Genomic DNA, 17,877 nt, shown 5'->3' with positions numbered 1-17,877 from the left:
TTTTATAAATATGATTTTACTTTCATTTCAATTTTGTTCTTAGGCATAAATCCAATTAGAGTTTCAACTGGCTCTCCATCTTTAAATATAATCATAGTTGGTACTGTAGATACACTAAATTGTTGAGCTATTTCTAGGCTTTCATCTATATCAACTTTTACAAATCTAGCTTTGTCTTTCATCTCTTCACCTAATTCTGCAAATACAGGTCCTAACATATTACAAGGTCCACACCAAGTTGCAAAGAAATCTACTACAACTACTCCTTTACTACCTTCAACACTACTTCTAAATTCAGATGTATTTATAACTTTTGCCATTTTTTTAATCCTCCTAAAAATTTATTATCCTTATAATTATACTATGAAATTTATAAATATAATTTTACTTTTATAAATTCTTTTATATTTTATTTTATACTAATTAGTATACCCATTCTTTATTTGTAAAAACAGATTTTTTATATTTTTATTATTTTAATTTTTTTGGTATTGATATTTCAAATGTAGTTCCAATGCCTATATCAGAAGTTACATCTATTTCAATAGACAAATTCAAGCTAATCATATGCGCTATTGAAAGGCCTATTCCAGAACCTTCTAAATCTTTATTTCTCACATTTTCACTTCTAAAAAATCTGTCAAATATAAAAGGTATTTCTTCTTTTTTTATACCTATACCAGTATCTCTTATAATTAATGTTACTTCATCTTCCACATCTTCTTTTAATTCTAATACTATCTCATCACCTAGTTTAGTATATTTAAAAGCATTATCAATAAAAATTAATATAAGTTGTCTCAATTTATTTTTATCTGTTATTATAACTTTATTCTTTAATTCAGAGTGAAATGTAAATTTTTTTTCTTGAAATTCAGCAATATCTACATAATCCTCTGATATTTCTTCTAGTAATTTTTCTAAATCAATTTCCTCCAAATTAACTTTAACAATAGAATCTTCCTTAGTAAGAGATAGTAAATCTGTTATCATCTTTTTAAGTCTTCTAGTTTCTTTCATTGCAGTAGCTATTGTTTCAACTTCATCATTTACTGTATTTTCTGGAGATTTTAACATACTTTCTAATTTTGATGAAACTATTGTTATTGGAGTCCTTAACTCATGTGAAGCATCTTGTATAAATTTAGCTTGGTTCCTCCAAGCAGTCTCTATTGGAATTAATGCTTTGCGAGTAAGATATACAGCTACAAAGTACGTGATTATAACAGAAATTAGTATTCCAATTATAAGTACAGATGTCAACTGTTTTAAAGAATTCATCTCTGAGTCAATGTTTCTGATTATTTGTATCTGATATCTGCCCATATCCACATTTAATTCTCTAAATGTATAACCATTTTCTGTATATTTAAAAAATGTATTTTTCTTATCTAGTCTTCTGTCTGGAAGTAATTCATCAAAATATTCATTTTGAGTATAGTAACTTATTCTGTCATCTTCATAGACATATACCATATCTTTAGGGTCTTTAAGTCTTATTGGGTTTAAAAATGAGGTTCTCTTAAATTGAGAAACTATATACTCCAGTTCATCATTGATTTCACTATCAATTCCACTATATGTAAGACCTCTAAAATATGAATATATAAATATAGAAAATATTATTAAAAAACTACCCACTACAACAATGTACATTTTTATTAAATGGTTTTTAGTGCTGGTGAATACATTCTTATTTATCATCGAATATGTATCCTACTTTACGCTTAGTTTTAATATATTTATCATATCCATATTTACTTAGTTTTTTTCTCAGATTGCTTACATATACCTCTACTATTTCAATAGTTGCATCTGAATCAATTCCCCATATTCTATCATAAATCTGTTCTTTTAATAGAATCGAACCTTTATTTAAAACAAAATATTCCAATAAGTTAAACTGTTTATTTTGAAGTTTTATTTCTTCTTTTTCAATATACACTCTTTTTTCTAATGTATCCAGATATAAAGATTTAAATTCTAATCCATTTCTTTCTTTTATTTTTCCATTAGTCCTCAATATGGCATATACTCTTGCTACTAGTTCCTCCATATAAAAAGGTTTTGTCAAATAATCATTGGCTCCTATAGTAAATGCTTCTACTTTATCGTCTAATGCTTCTTTGGCGGTCAATATAAGTACAGGTGTATCTATATTATTGATTCTCATTTTCTTCAAAATATCAATTCCATTTATATTAGGAAGCATTAAATCTAAGATAACTAAATCATATATATTTTGATTTATTAAATATAATGCTTCTTCTCCATCTTCACATTTTTCAGTTTCAAAATGAGTACTAAGTTCTTCTACTACACTTTCTAAAAGCACCCTATTATCTTCAACTATCAAAACCTTCATAAATATCCCCTACCTTTATTTGTCTATCTTGACTTTATGAGATTTCAAATCAATATCTACATTTGCCTTTTCTTTTATATCATCATAAGTATATCCTACTATTTCAACATTCTTTGCTTTTGTTGAACATGTTATATCTATATCTGTTTCTTCTGAAGCCTTTAAAACTTTGTATGATGGTACACGACTTACTGTTAAGTATTCTCCATTATCATTAACTTCCGCTGTCTTAAGGATAATATTCCCCAAATCTTTTGATGATGAATTCTTTACTTTTATTTGATATGTGATTCCCTCTTTTGACTCATTTACTTTTTTAAGTTCTGAAGTAGATAATACTTCATACTGACTACTATTTTCTAGCTTAATCTTATTATTTCTTATATCAATAGTATTTTTTTTTAAATTAACATATACAATTTTACCCTCTGCTTCATATTCATATGCATAGACTTCTACACTTTTAGCAAAAGTTTTATGTCCACATTCTACATAAGCTACTTTTCCAGGCATTAAAGTCATATCTAACAGAGATTTACTATCAGATGAAGTAATTTTTTTATTTGCATCGTATTCATTATATATTAGTTCAACATTTGATATATTAAATGTTGAATTATTTTCTATCTTTGTGGATGTATCTATTTTTCCATCTTCAGCTATATTTATAATCTCTGTTGCTCCTATATTCAATACTTTTGCATTGTCCTTATCTATTGTCACTTCATTGTTGTCTTCTGCTTGAATCTCAACTGAATCAGAATGTTCTTTTTCCCTTTTACATGCAGTCAGTGTAAAAATAAATATTGTTAATATAATCATTAAAAAAATTAATTTTTTTACTATTTTATTCATATTAAGCACCTCATATAGTAGTATTTTATAGTAGATTTTTATATTTTTTCATGAATTCCTTCAATGCTTGTGTAAGTATTTGGTGTTTTTCAAAATTTGAGTTGCTACATAATCTTTCAAAGTCACTCCAAGTTTCTTTATCTATACGTATTCTTGTTGTTTTTAATTCACTTAAAGATTCATTATCTATATGTACATCTTTTTTATTAGATATTTTTTTAGGTTTTATATTATAATCCTTCACTTCTAAATACCAATCATACACTTCACAAAGCTTATCTAAATCTTCTTGAGTTATATTTATTTTTCTGTCTTTTTTAGGTTTAATATTTTTTCTTACCTTTGTATTTTTTAAATCTGTGTCGTTAAACTCAATTTGTTCAATACTCTTATCTAAAACCTTTTCATTAGATTTCTTCTTTTTGGTGCTTACCTTTTTTATATTATTAATGTTATCTTCCTTAGTTTTTTCTTTATCTAAATCTTCTTTATACTTTAATTCGTCTTTTAATATGTATTTACCTTTTTCTGACTTATATCCTTTTTTATTTAAAAAAGTTCTTAAAGTACTTTGACTAATTTTTAAATTTTGAGCTATCTCTGTAAATTTTATTCCTTTATTTTGAAGCTCTAAAAATTTATCAATTCTTTCTTCATTATTCATTAATACTCCTCCGTCAATATCTTCTTGTCTTTCTTTTCATATTTCTTATTATATTCTTCTTTTCTAAATCTACTCTGTTTGATTCAATTATCTTTTGTAACATTTTATTATAAGTAAAATCATCTAAATTGTTGTTTTTTATATAAAGAAGTGTTTCTTCTTCATACTTAACAAAACAAATTGATAATAGCCATGCCATACCCATTTTAACATAATATTCTTCACTTTGTATATTGTTACAGTATTCAAAGATATCTTTAATATATTCATCATCAACATAATATATTAAAAACATAACTAATGCAAATCTAATCTCCCACAGATTTTCTGAACAAACATATTTTTTTAGTATATCATACATGTATTCTTTATAATTATTTGTACTCTTTAGTCCAGAACAAAATCCATCACAAATTGCCCAATTACTTATTTTAGGTACAAACTTTTTTATATAATATGAAATTTCTTCAAAATTACTATTTATATTACCAATCACCATACCTTGTAACATAACTTCTTCATAATAAGTATCTTCTGCTACTTCTAAAAATTCTTTCCAGTTACCTTTACTTATTTCTTTTGACAACTTTCTTAAATTGGGAATTCTAATACCTATTATATTTTCTGTCCCTGGTATAAGTTTCTTATTAAAATCTCTATACTTAATATCTTGCATAGATTTCATATACTCTAAAAATTCGGTATATTCCAATTTATCCCATTTTTCCCTACTAAGCATCATTTATTTACTCCTTAGTTCCTTTTTTCTTATTGTAACATAAAATTATATAAAAAAAAGCTTCTAACTATCAGAAGCTTTTTCAAAAATATACTAAATTTTTCAATTTAAAATTTAAATTAAATTAAGATTTACTACAACATAATATCTCTTTAGAAAACCTTACTAATCTCCTACACCGAAGTCTGTATTATTGTACAAAACTTCTATATTTGGATTTTCATTTAAGAATTCATACTTATTAATAAACCATTTAACCAGCTCTTCATCTCTTTTTATTTTAGAAGAATTGTTTATAAAAACATTCACAGTTGCTTTTTCAAAAGTATTTAAAATAATATCTATATCATTATCTATCATTTCTTTAGTCTGTCCTTTAATTCCAACCATAATACAAGGTGAATCAAAATATTCTTTTACCTCTTCTGGAGTTTTAAATCTTGCATTTTTATTTAAAAAATTATTTCTAAAATCATAATCAAATGTTTCAACCCCAATTTTAAATATTATAGGTATTTCAAAATAATCTCTCATTTCCTTTAGTCTATTTTTGTAGGACCAATGACTTTCTAAGAATAGTTTTTTTATATTTTTTTCTTTTATAATCTTCTTTATTCTCTCTAAAGTATCTTTAGGTATTTCAAAACAGCTACCGGAATTTATGACTTCAAGAACTCCATATGTTCCAGTTATATTTTTTAAAACTTCAAAATTTAATTTGTTCATTTCTTCTTCCAAATTAGAATTATCATCTATATAATCACAAAAAGAACATCTTCCCCATATACATGGAAAGCTTTTTAGTAAAACTATTTCTCTTTGATTTTTATTTATTATCTCACTATATCTATCCATATTCTCTCCTATCTTTCTCCAGTTAATGATACTTTTAAAGTCTTTGGAACTGCATTTAGTCCTAAATTTACCAAAACAACCGCAATTAATTTATCTGTATAATCTGTGAACACTTGAGTTATAAACACACTAAATACATCTCCAAACCCTAGTACTTTTAAAATTTGAACTATATAAGAAGAACCAGATGATGTAACACCTCCAAACAAAAAAGCTGAAATTACTGAACTTACTATAGATGTTGGTATGGCAAATAACAATACTCCTAATGGAGTTTTTAGACCAGTTAAGAATTTCTTTTTAAAAGCAATACCAGCAAGTAATCCTGTTGATATCTGGACTGGTGCAAAATAAAGAGAATATACATCAAATGTAACCCCACTTATTAAACTTCCAAACACACCTGTAATAACAGCATATTTAGGTCCCAAAAGTGAAGCTATCATTATAGTTCCTATTGAATCTAAATATATAGGTAATCTTAGTCCCATAGCTATAAATGCACCTACTATATTTATAGAAATACCAAAGGCTATAAGTGTAATAGTTTTGACACATATTTTTCTTTTCACACTATATCACTCCTTCCACAGAGTCTATAATGTTTTCATATCCTTTAAAAAGTCTTTTTAAAAACATGTACATAAATTTCTTTTCATCAACCTCATTTAGAATAATCGCATTAGCATGTTTTTTGTAGAAATCAAATGAATCTACTATAGATTGCCCCATAGCTATTCCATCTTCCACAATTTCTACATATGATTCAAATCCCTTACATATACTTCTATCTATAAAATATGCTACTGCTAGAGGGTCATTTATTACACAACCTATTATTCCTTCTTGTTCCCAATGAAAATCAATATAAAATCTAGTGATTTCAGTTATATACTTAGCCATTTTTTCATCAAGTCTATTTATAAACTCAATAATATTAGGAGTAAGTACAATTTTTCTAGTTACATCCAAACATACCATGTGAATTTTTTTAGATAAATTCTTGTAAACATAATCCGCTCCATGTGGGTCTACCCAATAGTTAAACTCTGCTACTGGAGAACAGTTTCCATGAATTTTAAATGCTCCTCCCATAGATACAAATTCATCAAGATTTTCAAAGGCTTTTTTATCTTTCATAAGTGCTTTAGCTATGTTTGTAAGTGGTGCAAGTGCTATTATAGATACTTTTTCATGATTATGTAAAGTATTTATTATAAAATCTACTGCTCCATTTCTTGCTTTAACCTCTGTCACTTTTTGATAAAAATTTTCTCCTATACCATCTTCTCCATGTGTATCTTGAGCTGTTACAAGTGTTCTTTTTAGTGGTGCTTCTTCTCCTATATATATTGGAATATTTAGTGAAGAACACATTTGAAGTGTTTTTAGTGCATTTTCTGCACCTACATTTGCTGGTACGTTACCACAGCATGTGGTAATTCCAAGTACTTCTAGCTCTGGTGAGTTTAAAGCCAGAAGGATTGCCAAAGAATCATCAATTCCTGGGTCACAATCAATTATTACTTTTCTTTTTTCCATATTACTATCCTCCTTGATTTGTGGTCGAGGAGAACTACACATCTTTTTTCCACTTTCAAAAAGGTGTGTCTAAGGGTATTAATTATATACTGCCACTATATAATTCCTTAGTTTTTTATACTTGGAGTTCTCGAACAAGTACAGATGTTAAGTTTAGTTATGATTTTAAGTTATTTATTATAACATGTCAATCAACTAGAACCTTTCAAACACCTGATTTACTAACTACAAAAACTCTGTTTGTAGTTTAAAAGAATTTATTATATTTTTATGTGTCTCATTAAAGCATGCTCAAATAATAAACAAACTTTAATAAAATGTGGCACGTTTAAACCGATTATTATTATACAACAATATCATAAATATTACAATTAATACCTTTAATTAACTTTACATATAAAACTATCAAAACATTGAAATACTCAAATAGTATTATACCTAACATATAGCCTATTTTTAAGGGTTTATATTTTTATTCTATATAAATCTTTATTTAAGTTTTTGCGTTTTTTATTTATTTCTATAAAAATCATATCTCATTTTACAGTTCCAAAATTAATTACAATTTTTAGTTCTAACTTTTAGCTTCAATTTAAGGAAACTCTTTTGCAATTATTTTATAAATATAATTTCCAAAAAATATTTTTTTTGTTAAATTTAATTTTTATGTTGCAAATAAGCACTAAATGTTATATATTTTTAACAAGAAGTTAAAAATATATAACATTTAGGAAAGGAGTTGTTAATAATGAAAAATTTTAGAGAATTAAATAAACTAGGATTTTTAGGTTTCTTAGGTTTTTTAGGACTAGCTGGAATATACGCTGGAGAAATACGAACTATTAGTTTTTGTGCTTTCTTTGTTTTTTTTAGATACTTTAATATTATGCCAGATGAATTATTTAGAGAAAACTTAAGAAAAGCAGCTGTGCCAGCATTTTTCTTTACACTTTCATCACTATCAATAGCAATGGTTTTATCCATCATTTCAGATAATATTTCTACTATTGAAAATGGTCTAGGAATAAGTTTTTCTATAGCAATGATTAGCTTTGTTGCAATTTTTGCATATTTACAATACAAAGAAGGAAAAGGACTAGAATAATGATGATTCGTTCAAGAACTAAAGAATATAGAGCAAAATATAACATGAAACAGGATGAACTGGCATCATTAGTAGGAGTAAGAAGAGAAACTATAGGAAATCTTGAAAACGGAAAATATAACCCTTCATTAAAATTAGCATTTGACATTGCTAACGTATTCAATGTAAGTATAGAGGAAATTTTTGAATATATAAAAAATTAGCAACTATTCTCTTCTTAAAATTTTTGCTATACTTTTATTAAGTAGATTAAAACTAATATAAGTTGGTGATTATATGAAAAGAAAACTTTCAACACACTTTTTGGGATATATATTTGGTTTATTCATAGTATTTTTAATAGCTTTTATATTAAAAAAATTAGTGATAGATACTATGATAGGAATAATAATTGGAACTGGAATTGGATTTTTATTAATTTATCTATTTAATAAAAAAAGATGATGATAAGATTTGCAATACTTCAATAATGATGTTTACAAAAACCAATAATTATTTAGTATGACATCTAAGTGCTTATTGATAATTGTAAATAAAAAATGAATTGAATAATAATTCAACCAGTTTTACAATTGTAATATCCAGTTTTACATATACACTTGTAAAATATATTAAAGCGAAGTATTATACATATATATTTTCAAATAAAATAATTTATTTTATTTACTGAATATTTTTATTTTTTAGGGGGATGTATTGTGTTTAAAGACAAAGTTGATGAATGTGTTCATATAATGACTGCATACATTGTTAGTTTGAAAGAATACTATTCATTTATAGAAACTCAGATTGATGATTTTATTAAAAAATATGGAGAAGATATTGTGGAGTCTTGTCTTCATAGAATTATGATTTTATTATGTGAATGTGGTTTGGCATAAAATTTAATTTATCAAAAATAATAAGAAGAATTTTATATAAAATTCTTCTTATCTAAATATTTAATTTAATAAAAATTTTAAATTACGCTTTTTCTTTTATAAATGCTCTTGCTTTATCCATTGTTGACCACACATCACTATCATATATTTGTGTAAATTTTTCTCCTGTGGTCTTACTCATTTCTTTCATCTTGCTACAAGCACCTCCGCCAATAACATACAGATTCTCTGTTTTATATGGCTTATAATCTTTTATATCTATTACTAAATAACTTTCGTCTTTTCTTTTATAATATAATCCTATTATTTCTGCTGAAACTCTATCATCTCCACTATAAACTATTGTATGTTTAATCTTCTTGATATCTTCACTTTTTATATTATTATTTAATATACCTTCTACGATTAACTTAGCCAAGCCCTCATGTCCAAGTTTTTCTGCTTTCTCATAATCCTCTTTATTATCACAAAAAAAACTTTCTATTAATATAGCTGTAGGTTTTGAACTATTTAAAATATACAATCCTTTATCTAATTTAGCTCCCCTATTTTTGAATACCATACCTAATTTATTACATATTCTAGTTGCATATTCTAAGCCTTTATTGCTATAATATAACACTTCTGAGCCTTTTCCTTGACCATCACTTGCATTTAAATGTAACTCTATAAGTAAATCATATTCTCCAGCATTAACTCTAGGTATTTTATAAGACTTTTCTTCATTTTTAGAACTAAACTGTTTTTCAGGGCATATTATTACACTTACTGTATGCCCTTTTTTTCTAAATATATCTGCTAATATTGGCGCCAATAACTTGTTATACTGATATTCGTTAACTAATCCATCAGCAGAAGTACATGCCCCATTTTTTAGAATACTATGTCCTACTGTAATACATATTTTCATAACATTTCACTCCCTTAATTAGATTTTATCTCATGTATATGTCCCATAATAATGAAAATCTAAATGCATATAAATCATTCATCTTCATTAAAAAAAAATAATCATTATTTTATAAAAATATCACAAATATTCTTAATATTCAATATATAACACATAAGTGGCAATCTAAAATGCACAACTAGACAAAAACATGTTTATTTTCATCTAATTTGATAAATTTTTATGTGATTCTACCATATAATTTTTATTGTCTATTTTTATTTAAAAATTCGTAAAATTATTAATTGATAATACTTTTTTTAACTATAACACTTTTCTCATTTATATAATTTATAAATACCTTGTCTTAATTTTTTTATATTAATATCTCTTCATTACATTTTTTAATATAATTTTAGTTATATCAAGAATATTTTTTTAATCTTAAATATATTCACACATTCTCATAAATTATGTTATAATAAGAATATTGCGATGACAGCTTTAGATTTTTGACAACTGGAGTGTAAAATCACTCCTTTTTCTTTTTTACTAATTATGATAAATATTCAGTTAATATTAATATACTGTTATATAAAGTAAATATAAAAAATAAACTTTGTTATATGTACATTTTGCATTAATGCAAAAATGAATTTCATATATATTTCTCACAATAGGAGTGCTATAGCACTCTTTTTTGTTTTTATAATTATGGGAAACATTCAGATACCCTGTAATAAATCTTCATTTTTCAATCCTATATAAGAATCAATTATTAGATAAATACTATCTTTTTTATCTTAATATTATCCAAATCAACATAGAATAAATCCAATATATCTTTTTAACATAAAAAATTTTTTCTTTAATATCATTTATCAAAATAGTAAGTATTCGCCTAAAAAGACTCTAATCAATTTTAATATCCTAAATTATTTTACAAAAGCAAATTAAGTTGCTTTAAATTAATTTGCTTTAAGAATAACTTAATTAAATATGTAACACTGTACTAACATATAAAGAATAGTAATTCTATATTACTAATAGATTGTTGACAAACTAAAAAATAAAATATACAATAACATTATAAATTAAATTAACACTGTTAAGTTAAAGAGGTGATTATATGGGTATCAAAGAAAGACGTAAAAATGAAAAAATAGAAATGAAGAAAAAAATTATGGATGCTGCCATTGAAATTATCAACCAGGATGGATATGAAAATTTATCAATTAGAAAGATTGCTACAAAAATAGAATATTCTCCAACCACTATTTATCTTTATTACAAAGATAAGGCACACATTATTAGTGATATGGCTAATGAACTTTATAATAAAATAGAAAATAATTCTATTGCTGTTATGGATAAGTACTCATCATTTTCAGTAGATAAACAAATCAGAGAAATTATGCTTACTTTTATCAAAATTCTTTCTAGCAATCCAGAAATGACAAAAGCCATAATGTATAGTGCAATGAATGTTATATTTGCATCTCAAAGTACTGCTAGTACCCCTACTAATAATGGTATAGAGGTGTTTGATGAACTTATTGCTACTGGAATTAAGCAAAAAATATTTAAACCAAATATAGATAATGCTTCTTGGATGCTTATAAGTGCATTATTAGGCTTTGTTTTATGTGCTGTTGAAAATCAATTGTATTCTTTACATAACTTCCCACAATTTATAGACAATTTCGTGGATATTTTACTTGGAGGAATTTACAATGAGCATTCACAACAAAAATCTTAATAAGAAAAATAACTTTTTAAGAATTCTAAAAGTATTAACAGTTTTATTTTTTATATTTATATGTATTATTATTGTAGCTGTAGTTAATTTGAAACCAGAAAAATTAGTAGTACAAAATATAAATCCTACTAAAATAAAAAATGGTACTTATCTTGGAAGTGCTGATAATGGTTTAGTAAAAGCTACTGTATCTGTCGAAGTTAACAATGGAGTAATAAAAGATATTGATATATTGAAACATGACACTCTTTTAGGCAAGCCAGCTGAAAAGATTGTAAATAATATTATTAAGCAACAGTCTTTAGAAGTAGATGCTATAACTTCTGCAACTTACAGCAGTGATACTATACGAAAAGCTGTAGAAAATGCTTTACAAAAAGGAGAGTAAAATATGAATACTATTATTATATATTCAAGTAAATATGGTTGTACCGCAGACTGTGCAAATATATTAAAAAGTAGACTATCAAATAATGTTACTATTGTTGATATTAAAGATAAAAACAGTAAAATTGAATTATTAAAATTTGATACCATTATTATTGGAAGTTCAATATATGTGGGTTCAGTTTCAAAAGAAATTCGTACATTCTGTAATGATAATATAGAGTTGTTAAACCAAAAGAAAGTTGGAATCTTTCTTTGTTGCGCATTCTCTGAGCAAACGGATAAATATCTATCAAGCAATTTCCCATCATCATTATTAAAGAGTGCAAAATCAATAAGTGTATTTGGTGGTGAAGCTAGATTAGAGAAAATGAAATTTTTTGACAAATTGATTATGAAATCAGTTACAAAAAATGATTACAATAGTTTGAAAATATCACAGGATAATATAGATAATTTTTTAAGAAATTTTAATGACTAAAATAAGCTATACTCTTCGTTGATAAATTCATCTACCCCTGCTTTGTTTCAAAGAGTTCAAAAGTCATAGAACGTTTTGCCATATATTTTTGTACATTTGGTTACATAACTTTCCCTTATATAGCTTTTGATATAAAATATAATAAAGTACATAATATGTTTTCACATTTAAACTTGAACATTATAAAATAAAAACTATTATATTTACTACATTGGAGATGATATTTATGGGAAAAGTTAAAATCAGATTGGCAAAGGAAACAGATGCTGAAGAAATATTAGCAATATATACACCATATATCACTAATACAGCAATTACTTTTGAATACGATGTACCAAATATTAGTGATTTTAAAAATAGAATAAAAACAATTTGTTCAAAATATCCATATCTAGTATGTTTAATTGACGAAAAAATTGTTGGATATGCTTATGCTCATGAACATAATGAAAGAACTGCTTATCAATGGAATGCTGGATTATCAATTTATGTTGACGAAAAGTTTGTCAGTTGTAAAATAGGCATAGCTCTTTATAATTCAATAATAGATATATTAAAATTACAAAATATTCAAAACTTATATGTTAGCATTACATCACCTAATATTAAAAGCGAAAGACTTCATCAACACTTTGGTTTCAAACTATGTGGTATTTATCATAATACAGGATACAAGTTTGGTAGTTGGCATGATGTTATGTTATTTGAAAAATACATAGGTACTCATCCTATAAAACCAAACTACATAAAAACAATTAAACAAATTGATACAAAAGAAATCGCTACTATTTTAGAAAAAAGCAGTCTTCTTGTTAAATTACTTTAAAACACAAACTTTAAATAAACTAAAATAAAAATAAGAAAGTAACTTTAAAATAAGTATTTTAAAGTTACTTTCTTATTTTTTATTAAATTTTATAATAATAGTCATATTAACGTAAATACTATAAAAAGAGTTTAACTTTATTTATTTAGTAAAATCAAATCAAAATAGAAAAAATGGAAGGAGAATAATTGATGATAAAACTAATTGGTATATTAATAGTTGTGATTGGATTTATACTTAAAATTGATACATTATTTACTGTATTATTAGCAGGAATAGCAACAGGACTTGTAGCAGGATTAGATTTTAATCAAATCTTTACAATACTAGGAGATTCTTTTGTCTCAAATAGAGGTGTGTCATTGTTTATACTAACACTACCCGTAATTGGTGTTTTGGAAAGATATGGATTAAAACAAAGAGCAGTTTCTCTAATAGAAAAATTACAAAGACTCACAACAGGAAAAGTACTGAGTATATATATGTTTGCTAGACAAATAGCTGGAGCATTATCAATAAGAATGAGTGGACATCCTCAATTTGTAAGACCACTTGTTAATCCTATGGCACAAGCTGCTGGATTAAGCAACAGTGATGAATTAAAAGAATCAGACGAAGAAGCCATAAAAGCATTATCTGCTGCATCAGAAAACTATGGTAACTTCTATGGTCAAAACTTGTTTGCAGGTAGTAGTGGAGTTTTACTTATAGCATCTACTCTTACTCAATTTGGATATAATGTAACTGGAATTGAGATTGTAAAAGCTAATATTATTATGGCCGTAATAGCATTTATAGCTGCCACAATCCAATTTACTCTATATGATAAAAAATTAAATAAAAGTCATAAGAGATAGATTTATTTAGGAGGTATAAAAATGCAAAATTTTATAAACATATCGTTGGAAATTTTTTATGCATTAATGGGGCTTTTAATGATTGTCATAGCATACAGGTCTTTTACTACAATAGACAATAATAAAAAATATGGTACATCATTATTTTGGATACTAATATCACTACCATTTATATTTGGAAGATTAATTCCAGCTAATATAATAGGAATCATACTAATATTGTCTAGTTTATTAACACTTACTAAACAAGTCGTATTTGCAAGATACGAAGAACCAAATGAAAATTTTGGGAAAGAACAGGCAGACAAACTTAAAAATAAAATATTCATACCATCATTAATATTAGCTTTTGCAGCAGTAATTGTAGCTATGAGTCTTTCTAATTTTGATAACTCTTCACAGTTTGCAATAGGTGTAGGTTCAATAATCGCATTAATATCTGCTCTTATAATAACCAAATCAAAATCATCTACCTCAGTTCACGATGGTTCAAGATTACTTCAACAAATGGGACCAGCTAGTATGCTACCACAACTTTTAGTTGCATTAGGTGCTTTGTTTACTCAAGCTGGAGTTGGCGAAGTTATCTCAGGTATGATATCAGGAGTAGTTCCTACTGACAATAGATTATTTGGTGTTATAGCTTATGTATTAGGTATGGTTATATTTACTATGATAATGGGAAACGCATTTGCTGCATTTTCAGTCATAACAGCAGGAATTGGAATTCCTTTTGTATTGTCTCAAGGTGGAAATCCTGCTATAATTGGAGCATTAGCATTAACAGCAGGGTATTGTGGAACTCTACTTACTCCAATGGCTGCTAATTTTAATATAGTTCCAGCAGCTTTACTTGAATGTAAAAATGATTATGTTGTTATAAAGTATCAAGCACCAGTTGCTTTAATATTAATTGTAGCACACATATTAGTAATGTATTTTTTAGGATTTTAATATGAATAGGAGGTAAAATAATGAAAGTTTTATTAACAGGATTTGACCCATTTGGTGGAGAACCAATAAATCCAGCTCAAGAAGCTGTTGAAAGGGTCAAAGATAATATAAAGGGCTCAGAAATTATAAAAATAACTATACCAACAGTTATGACAAAATCTGTTGAAGCAATAGATAAAGCTATTCAAAAACACAACCCTGATATAGTAATATCAGTCGGACAAGCAGGAGGTAGATTTGATATTACACCTGAGAGAGTTGCTATAAATGTAGATGATTTTAGAATAAAAGATAATGAAGGAAATCAGGTTATAGACACTGTTATAAAGGAAGATGGTCAACCTGCATATTTTTCAAAATTACCTGTAAAAGCCATGGTAAAACATATGAATGAAAATAAAATTCCAGCTAGTGTCTCAAATACTGCAGGTACATTTGTTTGTAATCATGTAATGTATGGAATTCTCTACATGATAGATAAAAAATATCCTAATATAAGAGGAGGCTTCATACACATACCATATGTGACTTCACAAATAATAGATAAAAAGAATACACCATTTATGTCTTTAGAAGAAATAGTTAAAGGTTTGGAATTAGCCATAGAAGCTTGTATAATCCACAAAGATGATATAAAAGAAATTGGTGGTGAAATTTCATAATAAATATCTAAAATAAACTTTTTAAATTATAAATGAAAATATATATTTTTTTAAATATAGACTGTAAGTATATTTGTTTAAATTCAAACTTACCTACAGTCTTTTTATAATATGTACAATCTTCAAATATAAAATTAAATTCTATTCTGTTCTCCCCACTCACACATTGCATCTAAAATCTTAATCAGAGACTTCCCTCTCTTTGATAAACTGTATTCTACTTTAGGTGGTATTTGAGGATATTCAGTACGAATAATCAAATCATCTGCTTCCAATTCCTTTAATGATAAGCTCAGAGTCTTATAAGAAATAGTCTTTATATAACGTTTTAGTTCATTATATCTAACAACTTTAAATTCAGCAAGGCAATAAAGAATTACCATCTTGTATTTTCCATTAATCAGTGAAAGTGTATAACTAAACCCTGTTTCACTTAAATCTGCCTGTGAGATACAATCCATACCCATGTGCTACACTCTCCTTTAGGTTAGTATTGAACAAAAATGTGCGTACTTGTCTTTTAACTAATTTATAATAAAATTATAGTGTAAGAACAATTAAAAGTCAATTTGCTATAATACATATAAATCTTGCTTAAATACTAGTACTTTAGCATATTGTCAAATTTTTAATTCAATTACTCTTCAATTCAAGTTATAAAAAACTTATAACAAATGTACTTTCATATCACTGATAAATTTAATAATAGGAGGTGTTTTAAATGGGCAAAAAAATTATTGTTTTAAACGGAAGTCCAAGAACAAATGGAAATACATCTGTACTTATAGATTCATTTGTGTCAGGTGCTGAAGAATCTGAAAATACAGTTAAACGTTTTAATCTTCAACAAATGAATATACACCCTTGTCTGGTCGAGGTCTTAGCTGGTGGTGTCATGCAAATTGGAGATATTCATGAAAAACCTATTTTAGAAAAAGCAAAGACCCTTGGAATGTCTATTAAATAAAGTTTACTGGAGGAATTTCTAATGAAAGTTTTATTAATAAATGGTAGCCCAAACCAATACGGATGTACTTATACAGCATTAAATGAAGTTGCTAAAACATTAAATAAGCATGATATTGAAACCGAAATATTGTATTTAGGTAAAAAGCCAATACCAGGTTGTATCGCTTGCTCATCCTGCTTTCAAACTGGCAAATGTACTTGGAATGATAAGGTCAATGAGTTAGCGAAAGAACTAGATAATATTGATGGCATTATTGTTGGTTCTCCTGTATATTTTTCTGGTGCAAGTGGACAACTAACTTCATTTCTTGACCGCTTATTTTTTTCAGCTGGAAGTAAAATGGCAAAGAAACTTGGTGCATCAGTTGTATCATGTCGACGTGGTGGAGCAACTGCAACATTTGACCAACTAAATAAATATTTCTCAATTAGTAATATGCCTATTGTATCATCACAATACTGGAATCAGGTGCATGGTTTTACACCAGAGGACGTTATGAAAGATAAAGAGGGATTACAAACTATGAGAACTTTAGGTGAAAACATGGCATGGCTTCTTAAGTGCATTTCAGCTGGGCAAAAAACAGGAGTCAAAGACCCTCAATATGAAGAAAAAATTATGACTAACTTTATACAATAAATAATTGAGTTTTATTAATTGTTAATTTAAGATTAAAGTCATGCTTACTAAATAGAATAGCTCATATAAAACAGTGTAATAGCTAGCTAGTGGTTTTGATTTTATTTATATCAAAACCACTAGTTTATTATTTCATCTGTTTGAAACGATTAATTTCTGACGTGCTCAGTTATACCTTTCCATTTTCTTTTATAAAAATAGATTCCCCCAATAATCGCTGGAAATATAGTGGTTGTTTAGTCTCTCCAAATCCCCTAAGAATAGAACAAATTGAATTGTATCCAAATACAACTCCAGTACTTCCTAATACTTGACCAACAACAATCATGTCTACAATATTATAAAATGATTGCAATAAATTTATGAAAAATAATGGTATACTAAGTTTTACTAACTTTGTACACACATTACCAGTAGTTAAATCTTCTTCTATTCTTTTCATGATAT

The 17,877-nt window shown here is 26.4% G+C and carries 25 protein-coding genes and 1 riboswitch; of the genes, 13 read left to right on the top strand and 12 right to left on the bottom strand.

Annotation, left to right across the window (positions count from 1 at the left end; genetic code table 11):
- Positions 1-2: 2 nt before the first annotated feature.
- From trxA to KGF48_RS07125, 9 genes are all read right to left on the bottom strand, one after another.
- Positions 3-320 carry a thioredoxin gene (gene trxA / locus KGF48_RS07165; protein ID WP_227840685.1) on the bottom strand — a complete coding sequence of 106 codons (318 nt, stop codon included), beginning with the start codon at positions 318-320 and terminating at the stop codon, positions 3-5.
- A 151-nt stretch (positions 321-471) separates the two neighbouring features.
- A complete protein-coding gene (locus KGF48_RS07160; RefSeq protein ID WP_227841084.1) occupies positions 472-1,704 on the bottom strand; it encodes a sensor histidine kinase in 1,233 nt (410 codons plus the stop codon).
- Positions 1,694-2,365 carry a response regulator transcription factor gene (locus KGF48_RS07155; RefSeq protein ID WP_227828406.1) on the bottom strand — a complete coding sequence of 224 codons (672 nt, stop codon included), beginning with the start codon at positions 2,363-2,365 and terminating at the stop codon, positions 1,694-1,696. The genes KGF48_RS07160 and KGF48_RS07155 overlap by 11 nt, the downstream gene beginning before the upstream one ends.
- Before the next feature lie 15 nt (positions 2,366-2,380).
- Entirely contained in the window at positions 2,381-3,220 is an 840-nt protein-coding gene (locus tag KGF48_RS07150; protein ID WP_227856690.1) for a hypothetical protein, read from the bottom strand.
- Positions 3,221-3,245: 25 nt separating this feature from the next.
- A complete protein-coding gene (locus KGF48_RS07145; RefSeq protein ID WP_227828404.1) occupies positions 3,246-3,884 on the bottom strand; it encodes a DNA-binding protein in 639 nt (212 codons plus the stop codon).
- A gap of 13 nt (positions 3,885-3,897) precedes the next feature.
- Positions 3,898-4,626, bottom strand: a complete 729-nt coding sequence (locus KGF48_RS07140; RefSeq protein ID WP_227828403.1) for a DNA alkylation repair protein — start codon at positions 4,624-4,626, stop codon at positions 3,898-3,900.
- Positions 4,627-4,788: 162 nt separating this feature from the next.
- Positions 4,789-5,478 (bottom strand): radical SAM protein, encoded by a 690-nt coding sequence (locus tag KGF48_RS07135; RefSeq protein WP_227828402.1) that lies wholly within the window; start codon positions 5,476-5,478, stop codon positions 4,789-4,791.
- Between the two features lie 8 nt (positions 5,479-5,486).
- Entirely contained in the window at positions 5,487-6,050 is a 564-nt protein-coding gene (locus tag KGF48_RS07130) for an ECF transporter S component (RefSeq protein ID WP_227828401.1), read from the bottom strand.
- 1 nt (position 6,051) lies between these two features.
- Positions 6,052-7,020 carry a nucleoside hydrolase gene (locus tag KGF48_RS07125; RefSeq protein WP_227867870.1) on the bottom strand — a complete coding sequence of 323 codons (969 nt, stop codon included), beginning with the start codon at positions 7,018-7,020 and terminating at the stop codon, positions 6,052-6,054.
- 101 nt (positions 7,021-7,121) lie between these two features.
- Positions 7,122-7,165, bottom strand: a riboswitch (PreQ1 riboswitch).
- Between the two features lie 603 nt (positions 7,166-7,768).
- Here KGF48_RS07125 and KGF48_RS07120 point away from each other — a divergent pair.
- From KGF48_RS07120 to KGF48_RS07105, 4 genes are all read left to right on the top strand, one after another.
- Positions 7,769-8,125, top strand: a complete 357-nt coding sequence (locus tag KGF48_RS07120; protein ID WP_227841085.1) for a DUF3796 domain-containing protein — start codon at positions 7,769-7,771, stop codon at positions 8,123-8,125.
- 2 nt (positions 8,126-8,127) lie between these two features.
- Positions 8,128-8,328 carry a helix-turn-helix transcriptional regulator gene (locus tag KGF48_RS07115; protein ID WP_227841090.1) on the top strand — a complete coding sequence of 67 codons (201 nt, stop codon included), beginning with the start codon at positions 8,128-8,130 and terminating at the stop codon, positions 8,326-8,328.
- Between the two features lie 73 nt (positions 8,329-8,401).
- Complete coding sequence (locus KGF48_RS07110; RefSeq protein ID WP_227841086.1) at positions 8,402-8,569, top strand: succinate dehydrogenase; 168 nt, start codon at positions 8,402-8,404, stop codon at positions 8,567-8,569.
- A gap of 254 nt (positions 8,570-8,823) precedes the next feature.
- The gene (locus tag KGF48_RS07105; RefSeq protein WP_227828398.1) at positions 8,824-9,006 is read left to right on the top strand and encodes a hypothetical protein; all 183 of its coding nucleotides are present in this window, start codon (positions 8,824-8,826) and stop codon (positions 9,004-9,006) included.
- 82 nt (positions 9,007-9,088) lie between these two features.
- Here the strand turns inward: KGF48_RS07105 and KGF48_RS07100 are convergent, their stop codons facing one another.
- Entirely contained in the window at positions 9,089-9,916 is an 828-nt protein-coding gene (locus KGF48_RS07100; protein WP_227841087.1) for an N-acetylmuramoyl-L-alanine amidase, read from the bottom strand.
- Positions 9,917-11,024: 1,108 nt separating this feature from the next.
- On the opposite strand from KGF48_RS07100, the gene KGF48_RS07095 reads away from it, so the two are divergent.
- The 7 genes from KGF48_RS07095 to pcp all read left to right on the top strand — a co-directional run bounded on the left by KGF48_RS07095 (position 11,025) and on the right by pcp (position 15,821).
- Entirely contained in the window at positions 11,025-11,654 is a 630-nt protein-coding gene (locus tag KGF48_RS07095) for a TetR/AcrR family transcriptional regulator (RefSeq protein WP_227841088.1), read from the top strand.
- Entirely contained in the window at positions 11,629-12,042 is a 414-nt protein-coding gene (locus KGF48_RS07090; RefSeq protein WP_227867869.1) for an FMN-binding protein, read from the top strand. Before KGF48_RS07095 ends, KGF48_RS07090 begins: the two co-directional genes overlap by 26 nt.
- 3 nt (positions 12,043-12,045) lie before the next feature.
- Positions 12,046-12,522, top strand: a complete 477-nt coding sequence (locus tag KGF48_RS07085; protein ID WP_227829692.1) for a flavodoxin domain-containing protein — start codon at positions 12,046-12,048, stop codon at positions 12,520-12,522.
- 226 nt (positions 12,523-12,748) lie between these two features.
- Positions 12,749-13,348, top strand: a complete 600-nt coding sequence (locus tag KGF48_RS07080; RefSeq protein ID WP_227829693.1) for a GNAT family N-acetyltransferase — start codon at positions 12,749-12,751, stop codon at positions 13,346-13,348.
- A 191-nt stretch (positions 13,349-13,539) separates the two neighbouring features.
- On the top strand, positions 13,540-14,205 hold the full coding sequence (locus KGF48_RS07075) for a DUF969 domain-containing protein (RefSeq protein WP_227829694.1): 666 nt from the start codon (positions 13,540-13,542) through the stop codon (positions 14,203-14,205).
- Between the two features lie 21 nt (positions 14,206-14,226).
- Positions 14,227-15,159, top strand: coding sequence for a DUF979 domain-containing protein (locus tag KGF48_RS07070; protein ID WP_227829695.1), 933 nt, complete (start codon positions 14,227-14,229; stop codon positions 15,157-15,159).
- 20 nt (positions 15,160-15,179) lie between these two features.
- A complete protein-coding gene (gene pcp / locus KGF48_RS07065; RefSeq protein ID WP_227840991.1) occupies positions 15,180-15,821 on the top strand; it encodes a pyroglutamyl-peptidase I in 642 nt (213 codons plus the stop codon).
- Between the two features lie 134 nt (positions 15,822-15,955).
- Here the strand turns inward: pcp and KGF48_RS07060 are convergent, their stop codons facing one another.
- Positions 15,956-16,288 (bottom strand): winged helix-turn-helix transcriptional regulator, encoded by a 333-nt coding sequence (locus KGF48_RS07060; RefSeq protein ID WP_227829697.1) that lies wholly within the window; start codon positions 16,286-16,288, stop codon positions 15,956-15,958.
- A gap of 254 nt (positions 16,289-16,542) precedes the next feature.
- Between KGF48_RS07060 and KGF48_RS07055 the strand changes: the two genes are divergently transcribed.
- Both KGF48_RS07055 and KGF48_RS07050 read left to right on the top strand, forming a co-directional pair.
- The gene (locus KGF48_RS07055) at positions 16,543-16,788 is read left to right on the top strand and encodes an NAD(P)H-dependent oxidoreductase (RefSeq protein WP_227840990.1); all 246 of its coding nucleotides are present in this window, start codon (positions 16,543-16,545) and stop codon (positions 16,786-16,788) included.
- Between the two features lie 21 nt (positions 16,789-16,809).
- Entirely contained in the window at positions 16,810-17,430 is a 621-nt protein-coding gene (locus tag KGF48_RS07050; RefSeq protein WP_227433161.1) for a flavodoxin family protein, read from the top strand.
- Between the two features lie 169 nt (positions 17,431-17,599).
- Here KGF48_RS07050 and KGF48_RS07045 read toward each other — a convergent pair whose 3' ends face one another.
- Entirely contained in the window at positions 17,600-17,872 is a 273-nt protein-coding gene (locus tag KGF48_RS07045; protein WP_227840989.1) for a hypothetical protein, read from the bottom strand.
- Between the last annotated feature and the right edge of the window lie 5 nt (positions 17,873-17,877).

Source organism: Clostridioides sp. ZZV15-6388, assembly GCF_020657755.1.
Lineage (GTDB): Bacteria > Bacillota > Clostridia > Peptostreptococcales > Peptostreptococcaceae > Clostridioides.
Note: the sequence above shows the minus strand (reverse complement) of the source record. Positions and strands in the feature narration are given on the sequence as shown.